Here is a 21,853-nt window from a genome sequence, read left to right as displayed (position 1 = left end):
GACCCAATCAATTGTAGCTCCTCATGATTCAACCTTTAAAGGCTTTATGAGCAAAGTGGATAATGCGCGGGATTTTTTTGAAGTCCATCTTCCTAATCGCATTAAACACCTTTGCAATTTTGATACGTTGAAGTTAGCCAGCGCTTCATTTGTGGATAAAACATTGCGCTCTCGTTTCTCGGACATGCTCTATTCCGTTCAAACGCTCAAGGGTAAGGGATATTTTTATTTCTTGGTGGAGCACCAATCTTCCCCCGATAAGCTGATGGGTTGGCGGCTGATGCATTACGCATTTTGCGCGATGAATCAGCATTTGCAGCAGGGGCACCAAACTTTGCCGCTGGTGGTTCCCATCCTGTTTTATCATGGAAATCAATCCCCTTATCCCTATTCCCAATCATGGACGGATTGCTTTGAGTGGTCTGATTTAGCTCATAGTTTGTACTGTAATCCATTGCCTTTAGTGGATGTGACAGTGGCAAGTGACGATGAACTGGTGAATCACCGAAAAGTCGCGGCGATGGAGTTAGTTCTCAAACATGCTTCTGTGAAAGATGACCTTATGGTGCTGTCAAAGCGCTTAGCGCAGGTGATCCATGAGAATGAAAACCACCGTGATGACGTTATTTTAATCATCAACTATCTGTTTAGTGTGATGGATACGCCGACATACAAGAAGATAGTCAAAACATTAATAGAAAAAACCGAAGGATATCAGGAGACCGTTATGACCATTGCCGATCGTTTAAGAATTGAAGGGTTAAAAAAAGGGTTTAGGCAAGGAAGAAGAGAGGGCAGAGAAGAAGGCAGACAAGAAGGTCGTGAAGAGGCTAGACAAGAGGAGCAGGAGAAGGCCAAACAACGTATTTATGCCCAAGTTTTGACCAGCTTAAGTTTAGGTTTAAACATTGAGGTCATTAGTCAAATTACAGGCTTATCCCCGACAGAAATCGAAGCAATTCATTGATACATCATTCATTGAGACATAAAGAAGGCGGAGTTCAGTGAGAAGCCGAACTCCGCCATATTTTTAGTCAAATTTTTTAGCGTGATTACGCGTTCGCTAATTGACCTTTTGCTATTACCGATTGACGGTTACGCTCAAGTTCTAATGCACCTAAGTGAGACAGCACACAGAAGATAATGCAGCAAACAATTCCCCCTAAGAGCAGATAGAAACCGGCATGCCAGCCCATACGGTCAACCACGAAACCAAATAAGCTAGTACCTAAAGTTGCGCCAAGGATATAGCTCATAAAACCACGTAGGCCGACGGCTGAACCAACTGCGAAGCTTGGCACGATTTCCATTGTTTGTACTGACGCTAAGAACTGAGGCACATAGATTAAGCAACCAACTACTGCAGCAAAGAAGGTGACGACAGCTAATGATTGGCTTTGCCAGTAACCGATGAGGCAGAAGAAAATCAGTGTCATACAGACAATAGCTAACGGCATTCTACGACCTTTAAACAGTTTGTCTGTTAACCAACCCGCTAATAAAGTGGATGGAATCGCTGCCCATTCGAAGAATAAAAATGCCACGCTCATCTGATCTTTAGAGAAGTTTTTCTCTGTCAGCAGGTAGATTGGTAGCCAACTGATCACGCCGAAACGCACCATATACACAAAGACATCAACAAAAGAGATATACCACGCATTTTTGTTTTTCAGCACATAGGTACAGAAAATTTGGAAGGCGCTCATATTCTCTGGTGATTGCTCTTTTTGCGCCGAAGTCAGGATCACTTTTTCTTCTGGCATCATTTGGTCAAGCGCTGGTAAACCCTCTTGTTTTGGGGAACCTTTACCTAATACCAACACAACCCCTGCAAATAAAATCGCAATACAAGCGGGAACCATGTAACTCGCACTTTGCCAGTGCTCAGTGCCTAATACAGCGAAAGCAGCACCGACGATTGGGGCAACAATACCACCGCCCACGTTATGAGAAATATTCCAAAATGCACCGATACGACCACGTTCACGACGCGGGAACCAGTTTGCAATGGTGATAAATGACGGACCCACACCCATGCCTTGGAACATACCATTAAGCACTACAAAACCAACGAATAACCAGAATGCGTTACTAAACCCCATTCCGAAGTTGACGATGGCACAGAGGATCAAACCAAATGCCATAAATGCTTTTGGGCTAGCTTTATCGGCAAGGCTACTCATCACGCCTTTGCTGATCCCGTAAGCAATCAGCATACAGCTGGTTAATAGACCAATTTGAGTCGTACTTAAATCTAAGTTTTCTTTCAAATATGGGGTAGAGAGCGTGAAGTTGTTACGAACAATATAGTAAGCCAAATAGCCTAAGAAAACGCTGAGCAGTGCTTGAACACGATAGCGTTTATAGGCGGCAGGAACTTTTTCTGGTGCAATTTGTTTTTTTGCCGTGGCTGGCGTTAAAAATGACAGCATAGGTTCACCTGTGAAATAGAGTAAAAAGAAATTCCCTGATGTTTTTTGTCGTTTTATTTCTGACAGGCTCATCATGTTCTTGTTGAAAAAATATCGCAATATGAAGGGTTTGGGTCAAAATTGACCCAATTTTGTATAGTGACGAGTCAAATTGACCCATTCATAAATTAACGGGAATGGATTTCAAAAAATGAACAACTAAGGGTTGATTTAATCGCATAACAATGAGAATAAAGCGGGTAAGTTTTGTCGTATGCCCATAAATCCGAAAAGGGTAAAATTTGTCTCAAATGCACTTTTTGACAAACTCACACTATTGTTACTTTCTTTGATATGAATCACATCTACCCAGGGGATGACTACGCTTATGAGACTAATAACACCAATTCGTCCACTGATAATGCAGCTCTGTTTTTTTATTATCTTTCTAAACAGCGTGGGAATTAGTCATGCGAAAAATGATGAGTTGGTGATAGCGACAACATTCTCACCCGAAGCGACACAGGCGATAGTCACGAATTGGAATGCGCGAGAGGATGGGATGCCTATCCGCACGATTAACCGAACCAGTGCATCATTAGAGCGCTTGTTAGATACCGATGCTTTGGAAAATGTCGATTTAATTCTGACCTCCTCGCCGATGCTGATGCACCATTTGCAGCAGCATAATCGGTTGAGTGCATTGCCGGATATTCCTGAGTATTCCCAGCGCTTAATTCCTGAATCTTTAAAAGGTTCCGTTGCTGCGGTGGCATTTTCTGGATATGGCATTTTGACTAACCGAAAATGGATGGAACAAAACAAATTACCCATTCCAAAGACATGGGATGACCTGACAAATAGCCAATATCAAGGCTCGTTACTGATAAGCAGTCCATCTCGCTCTGATACCTATCATTTAATGATTGAGTCGCTATTACAGCAGCGAGGATGGGAAGATGGATGGCGTATTTTACTGGGAATGTCGGGGAATTTAGCGACTGTTTCATCCCGCAGTTTTGGGGTTGCCGATAAAATCAAAGTGGGGTTAGGTGGGGCTGCACCGATTATTGATAACTATGCAAATGTGCTATTAACCGACCCTGAACTCGAGTTTCACTATCTGCCGGATTCAGCCACATCTCCAACATTTATTGCGATCACTCGCCATAGTTTAGCGCCAGAAAAAGCGCGAAAACTGATTGATTTTTTACTCAGTGAACAAGGGCAACAAGTGTTTGCAGACAGCAGCACAGGAAAATACCCAGTTACGCCTCTTGAGGATGATAACCCTCGAAAAGCGCAGCAAAGCCAACTATTAGATTCCCCTAAACCGCTAGATGTCCATTTGGTATTACAGCGTCAACGATTAGTTCAGCAACTGTTTGATGCGGCGATCACGTTTCGTTTAACGGAATCGAAAGATGCTTGGCGTGCGGTGTATATGGCGGAAGCTAAGTTAAAACATCCTTTACCAGAAGTTCGAGCACTACTGACGGCGATGCCAGTCAGTGCGAAAGAAAGTGAGGATCCTGCTTACTATTCGCGCTTTGAAGATAATCGCAAAGCGGAAGAGGAATATATGCGCTGGCAGCATTTTTTTCAGGAGCAGCAGCGCCAAGCCATCAGTGTATTGGAAGCGATTAAATGAAAACATCGATAGTGAAATTGATGGGGCGCTTTAGTATTACGGCTATTTTACGTGGAGCATTTATCGCGGGTGCATTGATGACATTGATCGTCAGCTGCGTCAGTTTGTATGCATGGCAAGAGCAAAATAAGCAGATCCGCTACGCACTTGGGGACTATTTTCCCAAAATGCAGGCTTCATTTTTGATTGAAGGACAGCTAAATACCTTAGTTAATGAGTTGAACGAATTTTTAAAAGCGCCAAATACAGCAACAAGATTACAACTACGCAACCAGATCACGGCACATTTGGCGCAAATCGCCGCGTTTAACCAACAATTAAATGGGGAGGATCAACAGCAGATTTCCTTGATTTTGTTGCAAAGTCAGGATCTTTTGCAGCGTCTGGATAAAGCGCTGTATGCCTTGTTTTTAGCACGGGAAAAAATTAATACGCTCTCTTCTCGGATCAACTGGCTACATGACGACTTTAGTACGGAGCTCAACTCGTTATCGCAAGATATCAGCCTGCAGCAAGGCTCTTTACTGGACAAAATTGAGCAAGATCCTCGTCAAGCAAAAGGGCTACAAAGTCGGTTACGTAACGTCCAAGGGGAGTTGCAGTTAATTTATACACTGGCGCGTTTGGAAGAGCAGATCACCAATATTTTGACGGGACGCTTGAAGGATATTCAAGGGGATAATGCTTTTGATGATCCCATCGATGTTGGCGGTTATGCCCGCTATTTAGGGTATTTAAAAACGAATTTGGCAGCCAATGAAGAGGCGTTGAATTTATACCCAAGTTCAGTAACGCTGCGTCAAACCATCGATGAGTTATTAGATATTGGCCTTTCTGATAACCAAATGCTTGAAGTCCTACAAAATTATCAAACAGCAAAAAGAGCCTTGAATGAAGCGACAACCGAAAAGGAGCGAATTTTGGCTGATTTTCGCTCTCAGCTTGATTTGCAACTTGGGAGTAGCCACTTTCAGCTACAAACACTAAACCAGCGTTTAGCGAACATTATGTCGTGGAGTGGCACAATTATTATTATTACCGCAGGGTTGGCGTTACTGTTGGTATTACTGTTCAATATGCTGTTTATTCGCCCTCGCTTGGTCAAGCGCTTTACCGCATTAAATCAGGCAGTGGCTCGGATCAGTATTGGGGATTTGACGACCCATATTCCTGTCGAAGGTCGCGATGAGTTAGGACGAATTGGCACACTGTTACAGCGCAGTATTGCTCAAATTAATCAACAGAAAATTCAGTTAGAACAAGAAATTGCAGAGCGTAAGGCAATAGAAGAAAACTTAAGAACCACGCAAAATGAGCTGATCCAAACGGCAAAACTCGCCGTCGTGGGGCAGACGATGACCACCTTAGCTCACGAAATTAACCAACCGCTAAATGCGCTCTCGATGCACCTGTTTATGGCGAAAAAAGGGTTGCCAGAGCAAGATGATGACACCTCGTTGATGGCGATAAATAAGTCAGAGCAACTTGTGGCTCGAATGGATGGCATTGTGCGTTCACTTCGCCAATTTGCTCGCAAACGTGATGATAATGAGCAATTACAACCTGTGAATTTACGCCAATCAATTCAAAGCGCTTGGGATGTTCTGAAGCTTCAACATAAAACCCGCAAAGTGATATTAAGTTATCCAGATATATTGCCTAAGGTGCTGGGGGATGAAATTGGTATTCAGCAGGTGTTGGTTAACTTGCTCTCTAACGCGCTTGATGCCAGCCCCACAGAGGCAGAAATCACCGTTGATTACAGCGAAACCGCGGATAATTTGTTGTTGACCTTGTGCGATAACGGAACGGGTTGGCCACTGCATTTGGCGGATACATTAATGAAACCCTTTACGACAAGTAAAGAGATTGGGCTGGGTGTTGGGTTATCCATTAGCCAATCGATTATGCAACAAATTGGTGGTGAGTTAAGAATCGCTTCTACACTGCGTGGAAATGGGTGTGTAATTTTAGAATTTAAAAAGGTACTTGAAGATGCTTGATGACAACCATGACATATTGCTGATTGATGATGATAAAGATGTATTGGAAGCGTATTGTCTATTACTCGAACAAGCGGGGTACCGAGTTCATGCGTGTGATAACCCATTGACAGCAAAAGAGTTAGTCCACCGCGATTGGTGTGGTATTGTTCTTAGTGATGTGTGTATGCCGGAATGTTCGGGCATTGAGCTAATGACACTCTTTCTCGCCAAAGACAAACATCTCCCTGTGGTATTGATCACTGGGCATGGGGATGTGCCAATGGCGGTGGAAGCGGTCAAAATGGGCGCATGGGATTTTCTACAAAAACCCATTAACCCGGAATATCTTTTAGAGCAAGTTGCCAAAGCGTTGGCGGCACGGAAACAGCGTGTATTGCAGCGCCGGTGGGGTAAAAACCAATTGATGCTCAATTTTGTAGGGAGCAGTGAATGGTCTTTACAAGTTCGCGGGCAGCTTCAAGGGTTATCGGAAACTCTTGCCGCCGTGTTTTTACAAGGAGAGTTAGGTAGCGGCCGCACTTATTTAGCTCGCTATCTACATCAAATTAGCACACCGCAGCACGCGCCATTGGTGATCAAAACATTATTAAATGAGCAAGAAGTGCCTGTTGAAACATGGGTCTCTGAGGCTCACTCAGGCACATTGGTGATTAAGAATATTGAGTTACTTCCTGTAAATCAACAGCGTTATTTGGTTCAGCATTTACAACAAGACCAACGGGGATTTCGCTTGATTGGGATTTCGGATCAGCCGCTGCTTACTTTGACTAAACAGCAGCAAATCATTGCGGAACTCTATTATTATTTCTCATTAACCCAAGTGAATTGCTTGCCACTATCTCAGCGTAAGGCGGATATTCCGGTTTTGTTCCAGTATTATTTAGAGCTGGCTTGTACTCGATTGAATCAGAAACTACCTGAACTGGATGAGTCTTTTGTCAAAAAATTGAGTCGGCGTCATTGGCCTGGAAATGTAACGGAGCTAGCCAACGCAGCGGAGCTATATGCGGTTGGCATTATGCCGATGGGGGAAACGGCGAATCCGTTATTAACGTCGGTAGCGCCAACGGCATTAGATCAACAAATTGAAAATTATGAACGGCAGATTATTACTGAAGCGCTGAATATTCATCAAGGGCGAATTAACGATGTGTCGGAATATCTGCAAATGCCGCGGAAAAAACTCTATTTGCGCATGAAAAAGTATGGATTAGATAAGCACCATTATCGGACATAAATTATTGGAGATAAATAGAGAGAAAGTTGCAGGGATTGACCTGCAACTTGAAATTTCAGTGAATTACAGAAGGGGAATGGTCTCTTCGATGGCTTTTAACAGTAAGTTTCTATCATGGCGATAAGGAATATCATCCGCCTCTAATACTCGCTGAGTCACTTTGCGTTCTTGGCGGATTGTCGTGACATCGGTACGCGGTCCAACAATCACCGCATCGATTTTTTTGCGGCCAATATAACGCTCCATCATCACTAATTTTTCAGGAAGTGTAAGGCTGGCAGCGGAGGTGCTGATTTCTTTGCCTAGATTACCGATATACACCATCGGCGCTTGGCTCTCTTTCAGGGCGCAGGCGATATCATCGAGTAATAACAGGGGCATTAAGCTGGTAAAAAAACTACCGGGGCCGATTAAAATCAAATCAGCACGATGGATAGCATCAAGGGCTTCAGTGGTCGCTTTAACGGGCGGGTATAAACGCAGTTCTTGCGGTAACTCCTGTAAAGCATCCACGTTAACTTCACCGTAGACTTCATTTCCCATATCATCAATAGCCATCAGGTCTACTGGTGATTCAGACATCGGGATTAATTGTGCATCCACTTTCAGCATATTGCGGATTAAATTGATGGCTTCAAGTGGGCGAACACTTAAATGGTCAAGGGATTTCAGCATTAGGTTACCGAGATTATGCCCTGATAATTCCCCTGTTCCCGCAAATCGGTATTCAAACATCTTAGAGGCAATGGATGGCTCTGTAATCAACTGATTCAAGCAATTACGCATATCACCCCAAGCAATCCCTCCTTCAGAACGACGAATTCGTCCTGTAGAGCCACCATTATCCGTGGTGGTGACAATGCCAGTTAGACGGGAGCCTAAAGATGAGAGAGAAGACATCACTCGACCAAGTCCATGTCCACCCCCAAGGGCGACGACGTGATTAAGATTTGTCAAACTACGGTTTGGCATAGTGTTCCTATTTAAACAATCAATCTATTTAAACTGTCAATCTAGCTAAATTATCAATCTAGAATCAGTGCTAAAACAAAATTGGCGCTAATCTATCATAAAACACGATTCGAAGTTTACTTGCTGTGATAAAAAACAATAAAAGAGAATATTCTCGATCGGTATCACAAATTTCTTGATTATGTTCTGAATAAAAGTACGAGATAAAACTGATCTACAACAAACAATGTGCACAGAGTTAACCTCATTTTGACGAGATTTTGACAGATAGGCGTTTGTCATCACATGGAAATAGCAAAAAATTATCCATAATAATAAGGACTTCTGAATCTAGCGGCTATTTTCTGTAAGTCGTTGTATATTAAGTTATATATCGTTTTTGGATTCGCTTTTTCATCTGCAATGGGCTAAAATCCTTACAGAAAATAAGTGAACCCAGTGATGATCGTCTTAACTCTCTAGGCTTAATCAACTCACAGGGTTCCAGATAAAACTCCTAGCCTTTGTGTCTAAGTTCTCCTGAATATGATGCTCTGGCCGTGACCTTGAGTCACCAGGGTGCAAGATAGAAATGTCTGCATCTCCCGTATTTGGAAAGGTGTGAATATGCAGCAACTTGTCGATCAATTTGACCGAAAATTTTACTATCTTCGTTTATCTATCACTGATGTTTGCAACTTCCGTTGCACATATTGCCTGCCTGATGGTTACAAACCGAGTGGCCGCCATGAATTTCTGACACTTGATGAAATCCGTCGAGTGAGCCGCGCTTTTGCTGAGTTAGGGACTGAAAAAGTCCGTATCACTGGCGGCGAGCCAACGATGCGTAAAGATTTCACCGATATCATCGCCGCTATCAAAGAAAATAATTCCATCAAAAAAATTGCCGTAACAACCAATGGTTATCGTATGGCGCGTGATGTACAAGCATGGCGAGATGCAGGTTTGAATGCCGTGAACGTGAGTGTGGATAGCCTTGATCCTCGCCAATTTGCCGCGATCACAGGGCAAGATAAATTTTTCCAAGTCATGAAAGGGATCGATGCGGCATTTGATGCAGGCTTCGAAAAAGTCAAAGTCAACGCGGTCTTGATGAAAAACGTCAATGATATCGCTCTTAAATCTTTCCTCAATTGGATCAAACACCGTCCAATTCAACTGCGTTTTATTGAACTTATGGAAACAGGGGAAGGCAGCAACCTATTCCAACGTTACCATGTGTCTGGTGAAACCGTTCGTGATCGCCTCATCGCAGAAGGCTGGTATATGCAGCCACGTTCTCGTAGCGATGGACCAGCTCAAGTCTTTAGTCACCCTGATTACCAAGGGGAAATTGGGCTGATCATGCCGTACGAAAAGGACTTTTGCCAAAGCTGTAACCGTCTCAGGGTCTCTTCTTTAGGCAATCTGCATTTGTGTTTATTTGGTGAAAATGGCATTCCACTGCGTGATTTACTGGGTGATGAAAACCAGAATGAAGCCCTAAAAGCACGTATCCAAAGTGGGTTAATGTCTAAGCGAGAAACCCATTTCCTTCACCAAGGCGACAGCGGGATCACCCCGAATCTTTCCGTTATCGGCGGTTAATAACTTTTTGATTTTCAGGAGTAATTATGTCCCAACTGACCCACCTCAATGCGTCGGGCGAGGCGCACATGGTTGATGTATCAGCTAAAGCAGAAACTGTCCGTGAAGCACGCGCAGAAGCGTTTGTGACGATGAACCCAGAAACTTTAGCCATGATTGTGGATGGCAGTCACCATAAAGGGGATGTTTTTGCGACGGCACGTATCGCGGGGATCCAAGCGGCAAAAAATACGTGGCAGTTGATCCCGCTGTGCCATCCTTTACTACTGACCAAAGTGGAAGTCATTCTTGAAGCTGAGCAAGCCCATAACCGTGTGCGCATCGAAACTTGTTGCCGATTGACAGGGAAAACGGGCGTCGAAATGGAAGCGTTAACGGCGGCTTCTGTCGCGGCATTAACTATCTACGACATGTGCAAAGCGGTACAAAAAGATATGGTTATTGGTCCTGTGCGTTTATTAGAAAAAACGGGCGGAAAGTCCGGTCATTTTAAGGTGGAAGCATGATCACTGTCCTCTTTTTTGCTCAAGTTCGTGAGTTAGTTGGCACTGACCGCTTAGAGTTAGTGGCACAGTACCCAACAGTAGAATCTTTGCGCCAAGCATTGGCACAAAAAGGGGATCGTTGGGCGCTGGCCTTGGAAGATGGCAAATTATTAGCTGCTGTTAATCAATCGTTTGTTTCTGCTGACCATCCCCTGAATGCGGGTGATGAAGTGGCTTTCTTCCCACCAGTTACCGGGGGATGATCATGGACAATACCCATATTGCGGTACAAACCGAGAATTTCAGTGTCGGCGAGCAGTATACGTGGCTCGCTGAATGTGACAGTGATGGCGCCGTAGTGACATTCACAGGTAAAGTTCGTAATCATAATTTAGGGGACAGCGTAGCGGCGCTGACTCTTGAACACTATCCCGGAATGACAGAAAAAGCCTTAGCGGACATTGTGATGCAATCTCGCGAACGCTGGCCGCTGCAACGCGTGAGTGTGATCCACCGTATCGGTACTTTACAACCCGGTGAAGAGATTGTATTCGTGGGTGTGACCAGCGCACATCGTAATGCCGCATTCCAAGCCGCTGAATTTATAATGGATTACCTGAAAACCAAAGCACCATTCTGGAAAAAAGAGTCTCTTCCTGATAATGAGCGTTGGGTGGAAGCCAAAGAGAGTGATGAAGCCTCTGCAAACCGTTGGTAGTCTTAAATAGTTACGCGGAAAATGCGAATAAGCCGAATGGTAATGTCAAAATATTGTGATAAACTTTGGAACAAATTTGTCCGATCACAGTAAGGATTACTCTGTTGGTGGTTTTGCTGGGTCGATTTTTCTTAAAATGGAAGGGTAACCATCATGGGTCAATTTGATCAACGTAATGATTCTCTTGTCCAGAATGCCAGTACTGGTGTTCAGGCATTTATGTCGCAAGTCTACGGTTGGATGACCGTCGGGTTATTACTGACAGCTTTTGTTGCTTGGTATTCCTTAAGCAGCGGTCTGTTTTTCACTATCGCAACGAACAAAGTTCTGTTCTTTGGAATGATCATCGCTGAACTCGGTTTAGTGATGGGCCTGTCTTTCTTACTGCCTAAAATGAGCGGCGCGATTGCAACTGGGATGTTTATGCTATACGCATTACTGACTGGTTTAACTATCTCCGTTATTTTAGCGGTTTATACGGGTGAGTCTGTTGTTGGAACGTTCATCATTACCGCAGTTATGTTTGGTGCGTTAAGCTTCTACGGCTACACTACTAAGCGTAGCTTAACAGGAATGGGTAACTTCCTGTTTATGGCGCTGATTGGTCTGGTTGTGGCTTCTCTAGTTAACATCTGGCTGCAAAGCTCCATGATGTACTGGGTGATTACTTACGGTGGTGTGTTACTGTTTGCTGCATTAACTGCCTATGACACTCAAAAACTGAAAGAAATGGGTGAGCAAATCAACCAAGATGACAGAGAAAATATGCGTAAATACTCCATTATGGGCGCGTTATCTCTGTACTTAGACTTCATCAACCTGTTCCTGATGTTACTGCGTATTTTCGGTGATCGCCGTTAATTGCTAATCAAGCAGATTGAAAATATGAAACCCCGCAATCAGTTAATGGTTGCGGGGTTTTTTTATGATATCAATCTGATTGCTAGGCTATCTTTTTGCGAAATAAGTAATAAGCCAGAGAGCTGGTTATCAGGAAGATAATCAGAAGAGGCCATAAGCTATGAAATACCACGGAAAAATCGGCATCTTTGAGGTAAATCTGCTTAGTGATATCTGTGAAGTGGCGGATGGGATTTACCCACGTAATATCCTGTAGCCAAACGGGCATATTCTCGACGGGGGAGATATAACCGGATAGTAACACCGCGGGCATCATAAACACGAACACACCAATAAACGCTTGCTGCTGGGTTGAGCACAATGCGGAGATAAGTAAACCAAATCCCACGAGTGATAAACCATAAAAAATCATCGTGCCATAGAACAGTAATAGTGAACCCGCGAACGGAATTTTGTAGCAAAAAATCCCAATCACTAACACCAATGTGGCTTGTGCAGTGGCAACGACTAAGGCAGGAATCGCTTTGCCAATAAAGATTTGCCATGTGGTGAGTGGCGAAACTAACAGTTGGTCGAGTGTCCCTTGCTCACGTTCCCTTGCAATAGACAACGAGGTGACGATAAGTACCCCAATCGTTGTAATCAATGCGACTAATGACGGCACAATAAACCATTTATAATCTAAATTTGGGTTGTACCAGTTGCGGACAATCAACTCACTGTTATTGGGCTGCGCTTGGGTTTGAGTGAGTTCCTGCTGATACTGCATGACAATTTGTTCGATATAGTTAGCCGCTATTTGGGAGCTATTCGAGTTTCGCCCATCCAGCAGCAACATCATATTCGCCGTATGATGGCTAGCGATATCGGCACTGAAATTTTGATTAAAGCGGACGACTAACAAGGCGTTACGGTTATCTAATGTCTCACGAATCTCAGGTTCATTTTTCAGTAACAGCACATGGGAAAATGCGCTGGTTTTCGCTAAGCGTTGAGTGAGTTCAATGGAATGCTCACCATTATCTTGGTCAAAAATGGCAATGGTGGTGTTAGTGACTTCTAAAGTCGCCGCCAGTGGGAAGAGGATCATTTGGAAAATGACGGGCATGATCAAAATAATTCGCGTCTGTTTTTCCTGCAATAGTGATTGCAACTCTTTCATAATTAAGGTGTAAAGACGATAAAACATATTTCACCTCAATCCAAACGGCGACGCGTTTTCAGCGCCGTTAAGCCAATGAATAATATCGCTGAAGCAATCAGCAATAAGAAATCGGTGAGTAACACCAAATAGATATCTCCCGCTAAAAATAAGGTTTGTAAGCTGCTGACAAAGTAGCGAGCAGGAATGAAGTAAGTCACAACTTGAATAAATACTGGCATGCTATCAATTTCAAAAATAAACCCAGAAAGCATAATAGCAGGCAAAAAGGCTGCATTTAGCGCCACCATCGCCGCATTGAACTGATTACGGGTAATGGTTGAAATCAGTAATCCCATCCCTAATGCGGTGGCTAAATAGAGGCTGGTTATCACAAATAAAATCAATAAAGAGCCTCGATAAGGAATATCGAGCACGAATGTCGTCACCAACATACACAGCACCATGACGAACGACCCAAGAATTTGATAGGGCAATAATTTGGAAAGCAGTAATTCAGTACGAGTTATTTGGGTGGAAAGTAGAGCTTCCATGGTGCCTCGTTCCCATTCTCGGGCTATCACCAGCGAGGTCAAAATCGCGCCCACAACGGTCATAATGATGCTAATGGCGCCGGGAATAATAAAATGTTGGCTGAGTGCCGCTTCGTTAAACCAATAGCGCATATTGAGTTCGATAAGCGGGTCGGTGGGATAACCTTGGTTTTCACCTTGTTGGATAAGCCATGTATGCCAAACTCCTTTGGTGTAGGCTTGCACAAAATTGGCGGTATTGGGTTCACTTCCATCGGTGATCACTTGGATCGCCGCATGTCCATCAGGGCGAGAAAGTTGCTCAGCAAAATTGACGGGGATCACCACAATGCCGCGAATTTCTCCCGCTTGCATTTTATTAATCAATAAATTGCGATTATCGCTAATGGTGGCATCAATAAAGGGGGAACCGGTAAACGTATCGACCAATTCACGAGCCGGTTGGCTTTGTTGATCCATTAGGATACCGACCCGTAATTTACTGGAGTCCAGATTGATCCCATAACCGAAAATAAACAGCAGCATCAGAGGAATAACAATGGCAATTAAGGCGCTGCTAGGGTCGCGAATTATTTGCTTACTTTCTTTCCAGCAGAGGGCTTTAAGTCTGCGCCATGAAAAACCAGAGGCGGTTGTCTTCATTGTGCCTCCCGCTGTTTATCGTAGTTGAAAATTAATTCAATAAAGGCATCTTCCATCGATGGGTTTGGATTTTCTGTGCTGGAGACCTGTTTTTTAAGCTCATCTGGAGTGCCTGCAGCAATAATTTTTCCGTGGTAAACCAACCCGATACGATCGCAATATTCAGCTTCATCCATAAAGTGGGTAGTAACCATAACGGTGACCCCCTTGTCTACCATGCCATTAATATGTAGCCAAAATTCTCGCCGAGTTAGTGGGTCAACCCCTGAAGTGGGTTCATCCAAAAACAGGATATCCGGTTCATGCATCAGTGAGCAGGCGAGGGCAAGGCGCTGCTTATAACCCAGCGGGAGTGAGTCAGTAATCTGGCTGATAATGGGCGTAAAATTAAACGCGTTAATCATCTCCTGCATTTTGGTAGCTTGCTGTTTATGATGCAAACCGTATACGCCGGAGAAAAATTTTAAGTTTTGCCCAACTTTGAGGTTGCCATAGAGGGAAAATTTTTGTGCCATATACCCAAGGTGCTGGCGGGCTTTGTTTGAACTGGTTTTTAAATCCATACCAAGCACCAGAGCTTGTCCATCCGTGGGTTTCATTAATCCACACATCATTTTAAAGGTAGTGGATTTGCCTGCACCGTTAGGCCCTAATAATCCAAAAATTTCACCCCGTTTTACTTGAAAGTTGACGGTATCCGTCGCAGCAAAATCCCCAAATTTTTTGGTCAGATTGCGGGCTTCAATGACGGTTTCATTGGGGGCGGGGGGAATTTGTGGAACGATAGCGGCGAGTTCAGAACGATGGGATGGTCCACCACCTAAAAGGTCAATAAACGCATCTTCAAAGCGCGGCTGGGCTTCAATCAGCGTTTGGTTTCCCATATTTAAGGCATTAAGTAAATTCTCTTGGGATGCGTGAGGCTTTAAAATTAAGCGAATATAGCGACCTTGGATCACGCCATCAGTGGTTTCAGGTAACACTAAGGCATTTTGCAGAATGGTACGTTTTTGTGTTGCGGGAACATCGAGTAAAAATGAGCGTCCCGCCATCTTTTGGGTGAGCTGCTCGGGTTTTCCGCTGTACAGTAACTTGCCTTCATTGAGTAGCAGCACCTCTTTGCACTGCTCAGCCTCATCCAGATACGATGTGCTCCAGAGGATCAACATGCCATCGTCAGCAAGGGTGTGTACCATTTGCCATAGTTCTCGTCTGGCAATAGGATCCACGCCGACACCCGGCTCATCCAGCAGTAAAACTTTCGGTTTACCTAATAGGGTGCAGGCGAGCCCCAATTTCTGTTTCATTCCCCCAGAAAGCTTACCGGCAAGGCGAGCGGTAAAGGGGGCTAGGCTAGTAAAGGCGAGTAATTGTTTATAGGTTTGTTGGCGCTCTTCACCAATAACGCCGCGCAGATCGGCATATAAATCAAGGTTTTCTTGAACCGTTAAATCTTCATATAGGCCGAATTTTTGCGGCATATAACCGAGGTTTGCCCGCACTTCGATACTGTCTTTAATTGGGTCTAATCCCATTAAGCGGATTTGCCCTGAATCGGGTTTGAGTAGCCCAGCCAGCATGCGCATCAGCGTCGTTTTCCCTGCACCATCGGGACCGACTAGCCCCGTCACGGAGCCGCCGTGAATTTCGGTAGTTAGGCTTTCAACCGCAGGGTTATTCAGTCCAATAAAGCGTTTTTCGACGCTGTTTAACGAAATAACGCTGTTTAATGAGTGAGTATCTTGCTGAGCCATAATGCGCCCTATTGCTGAGGTGCCGCAAACTGAACGGTGACGGGCATTCCTTGACGCAGCTTATCATTAGGATCATCGACAATAATTCGTAATCGATAGACTAAGTCGGTGCGTAAATCCGGTGTTTGTACACTTTTAGGGGTAAATTCGGCAGTGGGGGAGACAAAACCAATCGTGCCATGATAAGGGGTATTGGGCTGGCTATCCGTAAAGAGTAAGACTTTACTTCCGGGAACAGCATCACCTAAGTGAGCCTCACTCACATAGGCACGTACCCAAACAGGGTGAGTTAATGTCACACTAAAAACGGTATTGCCCGCACCAATGATGGTGCCAGGTTCGATGGCGCGAGTCAGGATTGTACCGTCAGATGGGGCGATAAGCAGTGTGTCTGAGAGGTCAAGCTCCGCTTGAGCAACGGCGGCTTCTGCTTGTAGCCATTCCCCTCGGGCTGCTGCTATCTCTTCTTGGCGAAATCCGCTCTGATATTGATTTAGTTTATCTTGGGACGCTTTTAGCGCCGCAAGAGTTTGATTGCGATTGTTTTTGGCATTATCTAAATCATTGGCAGAAATCAGTTTTTGAGCGGCTAAGCCTTGCTGACGTTTATAAAAGTTATCTGCATATTGCCAAGCAGCTTGGCGCTGAGCCACTTCAGATTCGACTTGCGCAATTTCTTGTGTTCGGTAGCCTTTTTCTTTGAGGGCTAACTGGGCTTTGGCGCTATCACGCAATCCTTTGGCTTTATTTAATGCGTTGATGTAAGGCGCATCATCCAATTTCCCGAGTAATTGTCCCGCAGTGACTTTCGCCCCTTCATCAACATCTAAAGAGGCGAGTTTACCATTGACTCGAAAACTAAGGTTAACGGTGCGCACATCCACATTCCCGTATAAGGCGAATGTTTTATCTTTAAGTGACTGATAATAGTAGCCCCCTGCAATGGCGGCAATCAGCATGATAATCAGTAAAATAACCAGTGCACGGCGTTTTGTGTTCATAGCTAACCTTAGTGACGGATAAAAACATTACTCAGGATTATGATTCAATTTTATCCATATATCATATCACTTTTCTGCTAGTTGGCGATGACGTAACCCCAATAATAAAATGTCGATATGCTCAATAAGAACCTGATTAATAATTTTAAATTCGTTTTCGTTGATGTGTTTCCAACCTGTTTGCCTGAGTAATGTTTCTCGCGCAATACGGAAAGAGAGGGTTTCCCCCAAAATGGCATGCGTGTGGATCAAGGTCGCTAGATTATTGGGATCCGCGCCAATATAGATGGAAATTAAGCGATTAAGCCGTGAGTGAATAGGTCCTAACGCTTGTTCGTGGATCAATCCGTATGCTTCAGTTGGGTTCAGTTGTTCGCGAGCTAGAATGCGTGAAAAGCTTAAGTTTTCTTTTTTAAGTTGAAAAAAATTGTACGAAATAATGGTTTCTTTGAATAATTCGAGCGCTTCTTCAGAATTTTGTAACTCTGCAGGTTGATTAATAAAGTTATCTATTTGAGTGATACTCTCAGCGAAACTCTCTTTGATATTGTTAGCAATTTGCTGAGCAACGGCGAGATATAAACCTTCTTTAGAACCAAAATAATAAGAAATTGCTGCGATGTTTTGCCCTGAGGCTTGGGCAATTTGGCGGGTGGTAGCCCCGTCGATGCCTTGTTCTCCATAAACATCGGCAGCGGCGAGAAGAAGTTGGAGTTTGGCGCTCTCTCCGCGTAATGTTGGCGACGAATTTGTGTTCATAAACATTCCTTTTTATTCAGAATTAAATAATTTTTAGCATGCTCTTAGTTGGCATTTATTCATTGTGCAGGATGAAAACGGATGTATCTTTAGTTTTGTGTACGTATATATACTATATAAAGCAGATTTTGTATTAGTTTATTCATCAATCTAAATTAATATATTTATCACGGTCAAATGATGGTAGAATTTTTGCGTGTCGCATGGCAGTTTGCGCTTTTCTTCTATTGAATATCGAATCTTCCCCCCTAGAGCTGCCCAGTAAATTGAAGCGGTGGAGCCCGGAGTAATTAATTTGACTAGTTTTTCTGACCTCGCGTTAAACGAGGAAATCTTGCGTGCCATTAATGAATTAGGCTATGAAAGCCCTACGCCTATTCAACAACAAGCTATTCCTGCTGTTTTAGCGGGCAAAGACCTATTAGCCAGCGCTCAAACAGGTACGGGTAAAACTGCTGGTTTTACTTTACCTATTTTGCAAAAGCTGGTGGACAATCCACGCGGTAATAACCGTCGCCCTATTCGCGCATTGATTTTAACCCCGACCCGTGAACTTGCGGCTCAAGTGGCTGAAAATGTAAAAGAATATAGCCGTCATTTGAGAATTCGTTCATTTGTTGTGTTTGGTGGTGTCAGTATTAACCCGCAGATGATGAAATTGCGCGGCGGTGTAGATGTGTTGATCGCAACACCCGGTCGTTTACTGGACTTGGAACATCAAAACGCGGTGGATTTATCGCAGGTTGAAGTTTTCGTCTTGGATGAAGCTGACCGAATGTTAGATATGGGCTTTATTCACGATATTCGCCGTGTAATCACGAAATTACCTAAAAAGCGCCAAAATCTTCTGTTCTCAGCGACGTTCTCTGATGAGATCAAACAGTTGGCGAGCAAGTTATTGAACAATCCAGTTTCCATTGAAGTGGCTCCGCGTAACTCAGCTTCTGAGCAAGTGACGCAATATGTTCATTTAGTGGATAAAAAACGTAAAGCCGAATTACTGTCGTTTATGATTGGGCGTGAAAACTGGCAGCAAGTACTGGTGTTTACGCGTACCAAACATGGCGCTAACCGCTTAGCTGAGCATTTAAACAAAGATGGTGTTAAAGCGGCGGCGATTCATGGTAATAAGAGCCAAGGCGCTCGTACTCGTGCTTTAGCTGATTTTAAATCCGGGGATATCCGTGTATTAGTGGCGACAGATATTGCGGCTCGTGGCTTAGATATCGAACAGCTTCCTTATGTCGTTAACTTTGAGCTACCGAATGTGGCGGAAGATTACGTTCACCGTATTGGTCGTACAGGACGTGCGGAAGCCACGGGTATGGCGGTATCTTTAGTGTGTATCGATGAAGCTAAACTGCTTAAAGATATCGAGAAATTATTGAAAAAATCCATCCCACAGATGGAGATTGAAGGCTACGAGCCAGACCCATCAATCAAAGCTGAGCCGATTCAAAAGCCTTCTCAGCGTAATGATCGTCGTGGTTCTGATAGCCGCCGTGGGTCTGATAACCGTCGTGGTTCGGATAATCGCCGTAGCTCTGAGGATAGCCGCGGTGAGCGCAGCAGCAATAAAGGTCCAAGCCGTCCTCGTCGCCAAAATGCAAATTCCGAGAAAGGTCAATCTGAATCGACTTCAGGTTCACCATGGAAAAATGCACAGAAGCGCGTTAGACAAGGGCGTAATGATAGCTAATGCGTGTACTACTCGCCCCAATGGAGGGCGTACTCGATTCTCTGGTTCGCCGTTTATTGAGTGAGGTGAACGACTACGACTTGTGCATTACTGAGTTTGTGCGAGTTGTCGATACCCTGTTGCCAGCAAAAACGTTTTATCGGTTATGTCCGGAGTTGCAACAGGGTAGTCGAACACCATCGGGAACACTGGTTCGAGTACAGCTCTTAGGGCAGCATCCTGAGTGGTTGGCTGAAAATGCCAACCGCGCGGTTGAATTAGGCTCTTGGGGCGTCGATCTCAATTGCGGTTGTCCATCAAAAACGGTAAATGGTAGCGGTGGCGGTGCGACGTTATTGAAGCAGCCAGAGCTTATTTATCACGCCGCTAAAGCTATGAGGACGGCGGTACCGAAAGATTTACCCGTTTCTGTGAAAGTCCGTTTGGGTTGGGATAGCAGCCAGTTTGCTCACGAAATTGCGGATGCTGTACAGCAAGCGGGAGCAACCGAATTGACCGTTCACGGGCGCACAAAGGAAGATGGCTATAAAGCGGAATGTATTAACTGGCAGGCGATTGGTGAGCTTCGTCAGAAACTGTCGATTCCCGTGATTGCCAATGGCGAAATTTGGGATTATGAAAGCGCTAAACGCTGTATGGAAATCACTGGGTGCGATTCGATTATGATCGGTCGAGGTGCTTTAAATACACCGAATTTGAGCCGTGTGATCAAACACAATGTCGCGAAGATGCCTTGGGAACAGGTCGGGAAAATACTCTTAAAGTATACGGAACTAGAAAAACTGGGAGATACAGGGCATTATCATGCGGCTCGTATCAAACAGTGGCTGAGTTATTTACGTAAAGAGTATCAGCAGGCGGATGAGCTATTTTCTCAAGTAAGAGCGTTGAAAACGGCGGAGCAAATAGCGGATGTTATTGCGCTGCATGTGGAGCCGCTTTCTGTCGCATCACCTTAACATGATGAAATTTGCCAAAATTTGAGATTAGGTCTTTAATTACAATGTACGGTGGTGATTAATTCAAAATACTGTCATCACCGTATGTAATGATTAAAGAGTCTATATCGTGTAACAAAGTTATCGTGCTAGGAAATTTAGAGCAACAGAGATATTGGAGGCCTCAAATGGGCGTTATTGCTTGGATTATCTTTGGTTTAATCGCAGGTGTTTTAGCTAAATGGTTAATGCCTGGAACCTATCAAATGGGTTTTATCATGACGACCGTATTGGGGATCGTCGGGGCGGTTGTCGGGGGATATATCAGCACATTCTTTGGTAAAGGCAAGGTGGATGGCTTTAACTTCGGTAGTTTTATTGTTGCCGTGATCGGTGCCATTGTCGTGCTCTTCCTTGCGGGAATGTTTATTAAGTAGTGTTTTTCAAATAGCTACTTTGCGGAAAAACGACTTTCAACCGCACAATCAAATATTTATTAAAGCCACCTATTATGATGTTCGCTAAATAATGATTGGCTTTAATTTTTTAGTTTTCACATGATTCCATGAATTTATGTATTGATGATTTATCAAATGCAGTAATTTCAAATAGCTGAGTTAATAGTCTATCATCATGAAATGTATTCCAAGTGATGCAGTTATTTTCAATTAATGTAAGAGAAAATTTCACTACAGAATTATGTGTCTCAGTGTAATGATTAAAATCAATAGTACGATATGAGTATAAGTAGAAAGCCATGTTATCTAAGTTCGTTGTATTATAACATCCGAGAATGCAAAAATTTGGAGACTGGTTAATGGCTGGATGGATATCTTTTGTTTGCTCCCATTCTATTTGGCGCTTTAGGCTTTTTAAAAATACGTTAGATATGACTTTGCGTTCTGTTGGACTCATTAGTTTTTCCTCATATTTTTCTAGCTGAAATATCAATGATATTATCAAGATAATTAAGTAGAAGATTTACTTCATCTAACATATCAAAATATAGGTTAATATCTAAATCATGATGATCTTTTATTGATGTTATTTTTGTGGTTTTTCTTTTATATTGTTTTATTGATGATATTAGTTTTTTATCTTTAGAGTCAATGAATAGAATATAATGGTGTAATGATTGTATTCTACTATGTAACTTCCTTCTATGCATTTCTTCATGAAAGGTGTTTTTATTATGAACTTCTGATAAGTGTTTATAATAATCATTAAGTAGCTTAGATAGCTTTTCTTTATGAAAATAAATAGAAGCCTTACGATTAAATTTAATCGTTAATCTTGATGTTTGTAATAGAACCCATAAAGTTGCTGCTGTACCTACAAAGGTAGACAGCGTCCCTAGGTTTATTACCCAGAGTTCCCATATTGTATTCATTAATTATTAGCTCCATAAAAATAGAGTAATAGAAATTCTAATTAATT

At 43.5% G+C, this 21,853-nt stretch carries 13 protein-coding genes, 8 pseudogenes and 1 riboswitch; of the genes and pseudogenes, 12 read left to right on the top strand and 9 right to left on the bottom strand.

What is annotated here, in order from left to right; all coding sequences use genetic code 11:
- Positions 1-961: pseudogene (locus GKR74_RS16395) on the top strand (Rpn family recombination-promoting nuclease/putative transposase); the annotation flags it as partial.
- 91 nt (positions 962-1,052) lie between these two features.
- On the opposite strand, the gene pgtP reads toward GKR74_RS16395, so the two are convergent.
- Positions 1,053-2,432, bottom strand: a complete 1,380-nt coding sequence (pgtP, locus tag GKR74_RS16390; RefSeq protein ID WP_132494322.1) for a phosphoglycerate transporter PgtP — start codon at positions 2,430-2,432, stop codon at positions 1,053-1,055.
- A 400-nt stretch (positions 2,433-2,832) separates the two neighbouring features.
- Between pgtP and GKR74_RS16385 the strand changes: the two are divergent.
- The 3 genes and pseudogenes from GKR74_RS16385 (at position 2,833) to pgtA (ending at position 7,305) form a co-directional block, all read left to right on the top strand.
- Positions 2,833-4,074, top strand: a pseudogene (locus GKR74_RS16385) (ABC transporter substrate-binding protein).
- Positions 4,059-6,101, top strand: a pseudogene (gene pgtB / locus GKR74_RS16380) (two-component system sensor histidine kinase PgtB). The pseudogenes GKR74_RS16385 and pgtB overlap by 16 nt, the downstream one beginning before the upstream one ends.
- A complete protein-coding gene (pgtA, locus tag GKR74_RS16375) occupies positions 6,058-7,305 on the top strand; it encodes a two-component system response regulator PgtA (protein ID WP_154604382.1) in 1,248 nt (415 codons plus the stop codon). Before pgtB ends, pgtA begins: the two are co-directional and overlap by 44 nt.
- A gap of 63 nt (positions 7,306-7,368) precedes the next feature.
- Here the strand turns inward: pgtA and GKR74_RS16370 are convergent, their stop codons facing one another.
- Positions 7,369-8,277: a gluconeogenesis factor YvcK family protein gene (locus GKR74_RS16370; RefSeq protein WP_154604381.1), complete on the bottom strand. Its 909-nt coding sequence runs from the start codon at positions 8,275-8,277 to the stop codon at positions 7,369-7,371.
- A 481-nt stretch (positions 8,278-8,758) separates the two neighbouring features.
- A riboswitch (molybdenum cofactor riboswitch) is annotated at positions 8,759-8,894 on the top strand.
- Between GKR74_RS16370 and moaA the strand changes: the two genes are divergently transcribed.
- The 5 genes and pseudogenes from moaA (at position 8,884) to GKR74_RS16345 (ending at position 11,928) form a co-directional block, all read left to right on the top strand.
- The gene (moaA, locus tag GKR74_RS16365) at positions 8,884-9,864 is read left to right on the top strand and encodes a GTP 3',8-cyclase MoaA (protein ID WP_154604380.1); all 981 of its coding nucleotides are present in this window, start codon (positions 8,884-8,886) and stop codon (positions 9,862-9,864) included. (Overlaps the previous riboswitch by 11 nt.)
- A gap of 26 nt (positions 9,865-9,890) precedes the next feature.
- Positions 9,891-10,406: pseudogene (gene moaC / locus GKR74_RS16360) on the top strand (cyclic pyranopterin monophosphate synthase MoaC).
- Positions 10,367-10,609, top strand: a pseudogene (gene moaD, locus GKR74_RS16355) (molybdopterin synthase sulfur carrier subunit); the annotation flags it as partial. The pseudogenes moaC and moaD, both read left to right, overlap by 40 nt.
- 5 nt (positions 10,610-10,614) lie before the next feature.
- On the top strand, positions 10,615-11,067 hold the full coding sequence (gene moaE / locus GKR74_RS16350) for a molybdopterin synthase catalytic subunit MoaE (RefSeq protein ID WP_154604377.1): 453 nt from the start codon (positions 10,615-10,617) through the stop codon (positions 11,065-11,067).
- Positions 11,068-11,220: 153 nt separating this feature from the next.
- Complete coding sequence (locus GKR74_RS16345) at positions 11,221-11,928, top strand: Bax inhibitor-1/YccA family protein (protein ID WP_036949765.1); 708 nt, start codon at positions 11,221-11,223, stop codon at positions 11,926-11,928.
- An 82-nt stretch (positions 11,929-12,010) separates the two neighbouring features.
- On the opposite strand, the gene GKR74_RS16340 is transcribed toward GKR74_RS16345, so the two are convergent.
- The 5 genes and pseudogenes from GKR74_RS16340 to cecR all read right to left on the bottom strand — a co-directional run bounded on the left by GKR74_RS16340 (position 12,011) and on the right by cecR (position 17,785).
- Complete coding sequence (locus GKR74_RS16340; protein ID WP_154604376.1) at positions 12,011-13,117, bottom strand: ABC transporter permease; 1,107 nt, start codon at positions 13,115-13,117, stop codon at positions 12,011-12,013.
- Positions 13,093-14,265 (bottom strand): annotated as a pseudogene (locus GKR74_RS16335) (ABC transporter permease). Before GKR74_RS16335 ends, GKR74_RS16340 begins: the two are co-directional and overlap by 25 nt.
- Positions 14,265-16,019: pseudogene (locus tag GKR74_RS16330) on the bottom strand (ATP-binding cassette domain-containing protein); the annotation flags it as partial. The pseudogenes GKR74_RS16330 and GKR74_RS16335, both read right to left, overlap by 1 nt.
- 8 nt (positions 16,020-16,027) lie before the next feature.
- On the bottom strand, positions 16,028-17,020 hold the full coding sequence (gene hlyD, locus GKR74_RS16325) for a secretion protein HlyD (RefSeq protein ID WP_154604373.1): 993 nt from the start codon (positions 17,018-17,020) through the stop codon (positions 16,028-16,030).
- A gap of 27 nt (positions 17,021-17,047) precedes the next feature.
- Positions 17,048-17,785, bottom strand: a pseudogene (cecR, locus tag GKR74_RS16320) (transcriptional regulator CecR).
- Positions 17,786-18,074: 289 nt separating this feature from the next.
- On the opposite strand from cecR, the gene rhlE reads away from it, so the two are divergent.
- The 3 genes from rhlE (at position 18,075) to GKR74_RS16305 (ending at position 20,853) form a co-directional block, all read left to right on the top strand.
- Positions 18,075-19,478 carry an ATP-dependent RNA helicase RhlE gene (rhlE, locus tag GKR74_RS16315; RefSeq protein ID WP_154604371.1) on the top strand — a complete coding sequence of 468 codons (1,404 nt, stop codon included), beginning with the start codon at positions 18,075-18,077 and terminating at the stop codon, positions 19,476-19,478.
- Positions 19,478-20,437, top strand: coding sequence for a tRNA dihydrouridine(16) synthase DusC (gene dusC / locus GKR74_RS16310; protein ID WP_154604370.1), 960 nt, complete (start codon positions 19,478-19,480; stop codon positions 20,435-20,437). Before rhlE ends, dusC begins: the two co-directional genes overlap by 1 nt.
- Before the next feature lie 167 nt (positions 20,438-20,604).
- Positions 20,605-20,853, top strand: a complete 249-nt coding sequence (locus GKR74_RS16305) for a GlsB/YeaQ/YmgE family stress response membrane protein (RefSeq protein ID WP_006660163.1) — start codon at positions 20,605-20,607, stop codon at positions 20,851-20,853.
- 109 nt (positions 20,854-20,962) lie between these two features.
- Here the strand turns inward: GKR74_RS16305 and GKR74_RS18275 are convergent, their stop codons facing one another.
- Together GKR74_RS18275 and GKR74_RS16295 are read right to left on the bottom strand one after the other, a co-directional pair.
- Positions 20,963-21,331 carry a hypothetical protein gene (locus tag GKR74_RS18275; protein WP_154604369.1) on the bottom strand — a complete coding sequence of 123 codons (369 nt, stop codon included), beginning with the start codon at positions 21,329-21,331 and terminating at the stop codon, positions 20,963-20,965.
- A 10-nt stretch (positions 21,332-21,341) separates the two neighbouring features.
- Positions 21,342-21,806 carry a hypothetical protein gene (locus GKR74_RS16295; RefSeq protein ID WP_154604368.1) on the bottom strand — a complete coding sequence of 155 codons (465 nt, stop codon included), beginning with the start codon at positions 21,804-21,806 and terminating at the stop codon, positions 21,342-21,344.
- Between the last annotated feature and the right edge of the window lie 47 nt (positions 21,807-21,853).

Source organism: Providencia sp. wls1914, assembly GCF_009706645.1.
GTDB lineage: Bacteria > Pseudomonadota > Gammaproteobacteria > Enterobacterales > Enterobacteriaceae > Providencia > Providencia zhijiangensis.
This window is presented reverse-complemented; position numbering and strand designations above follow the sequence as displayed.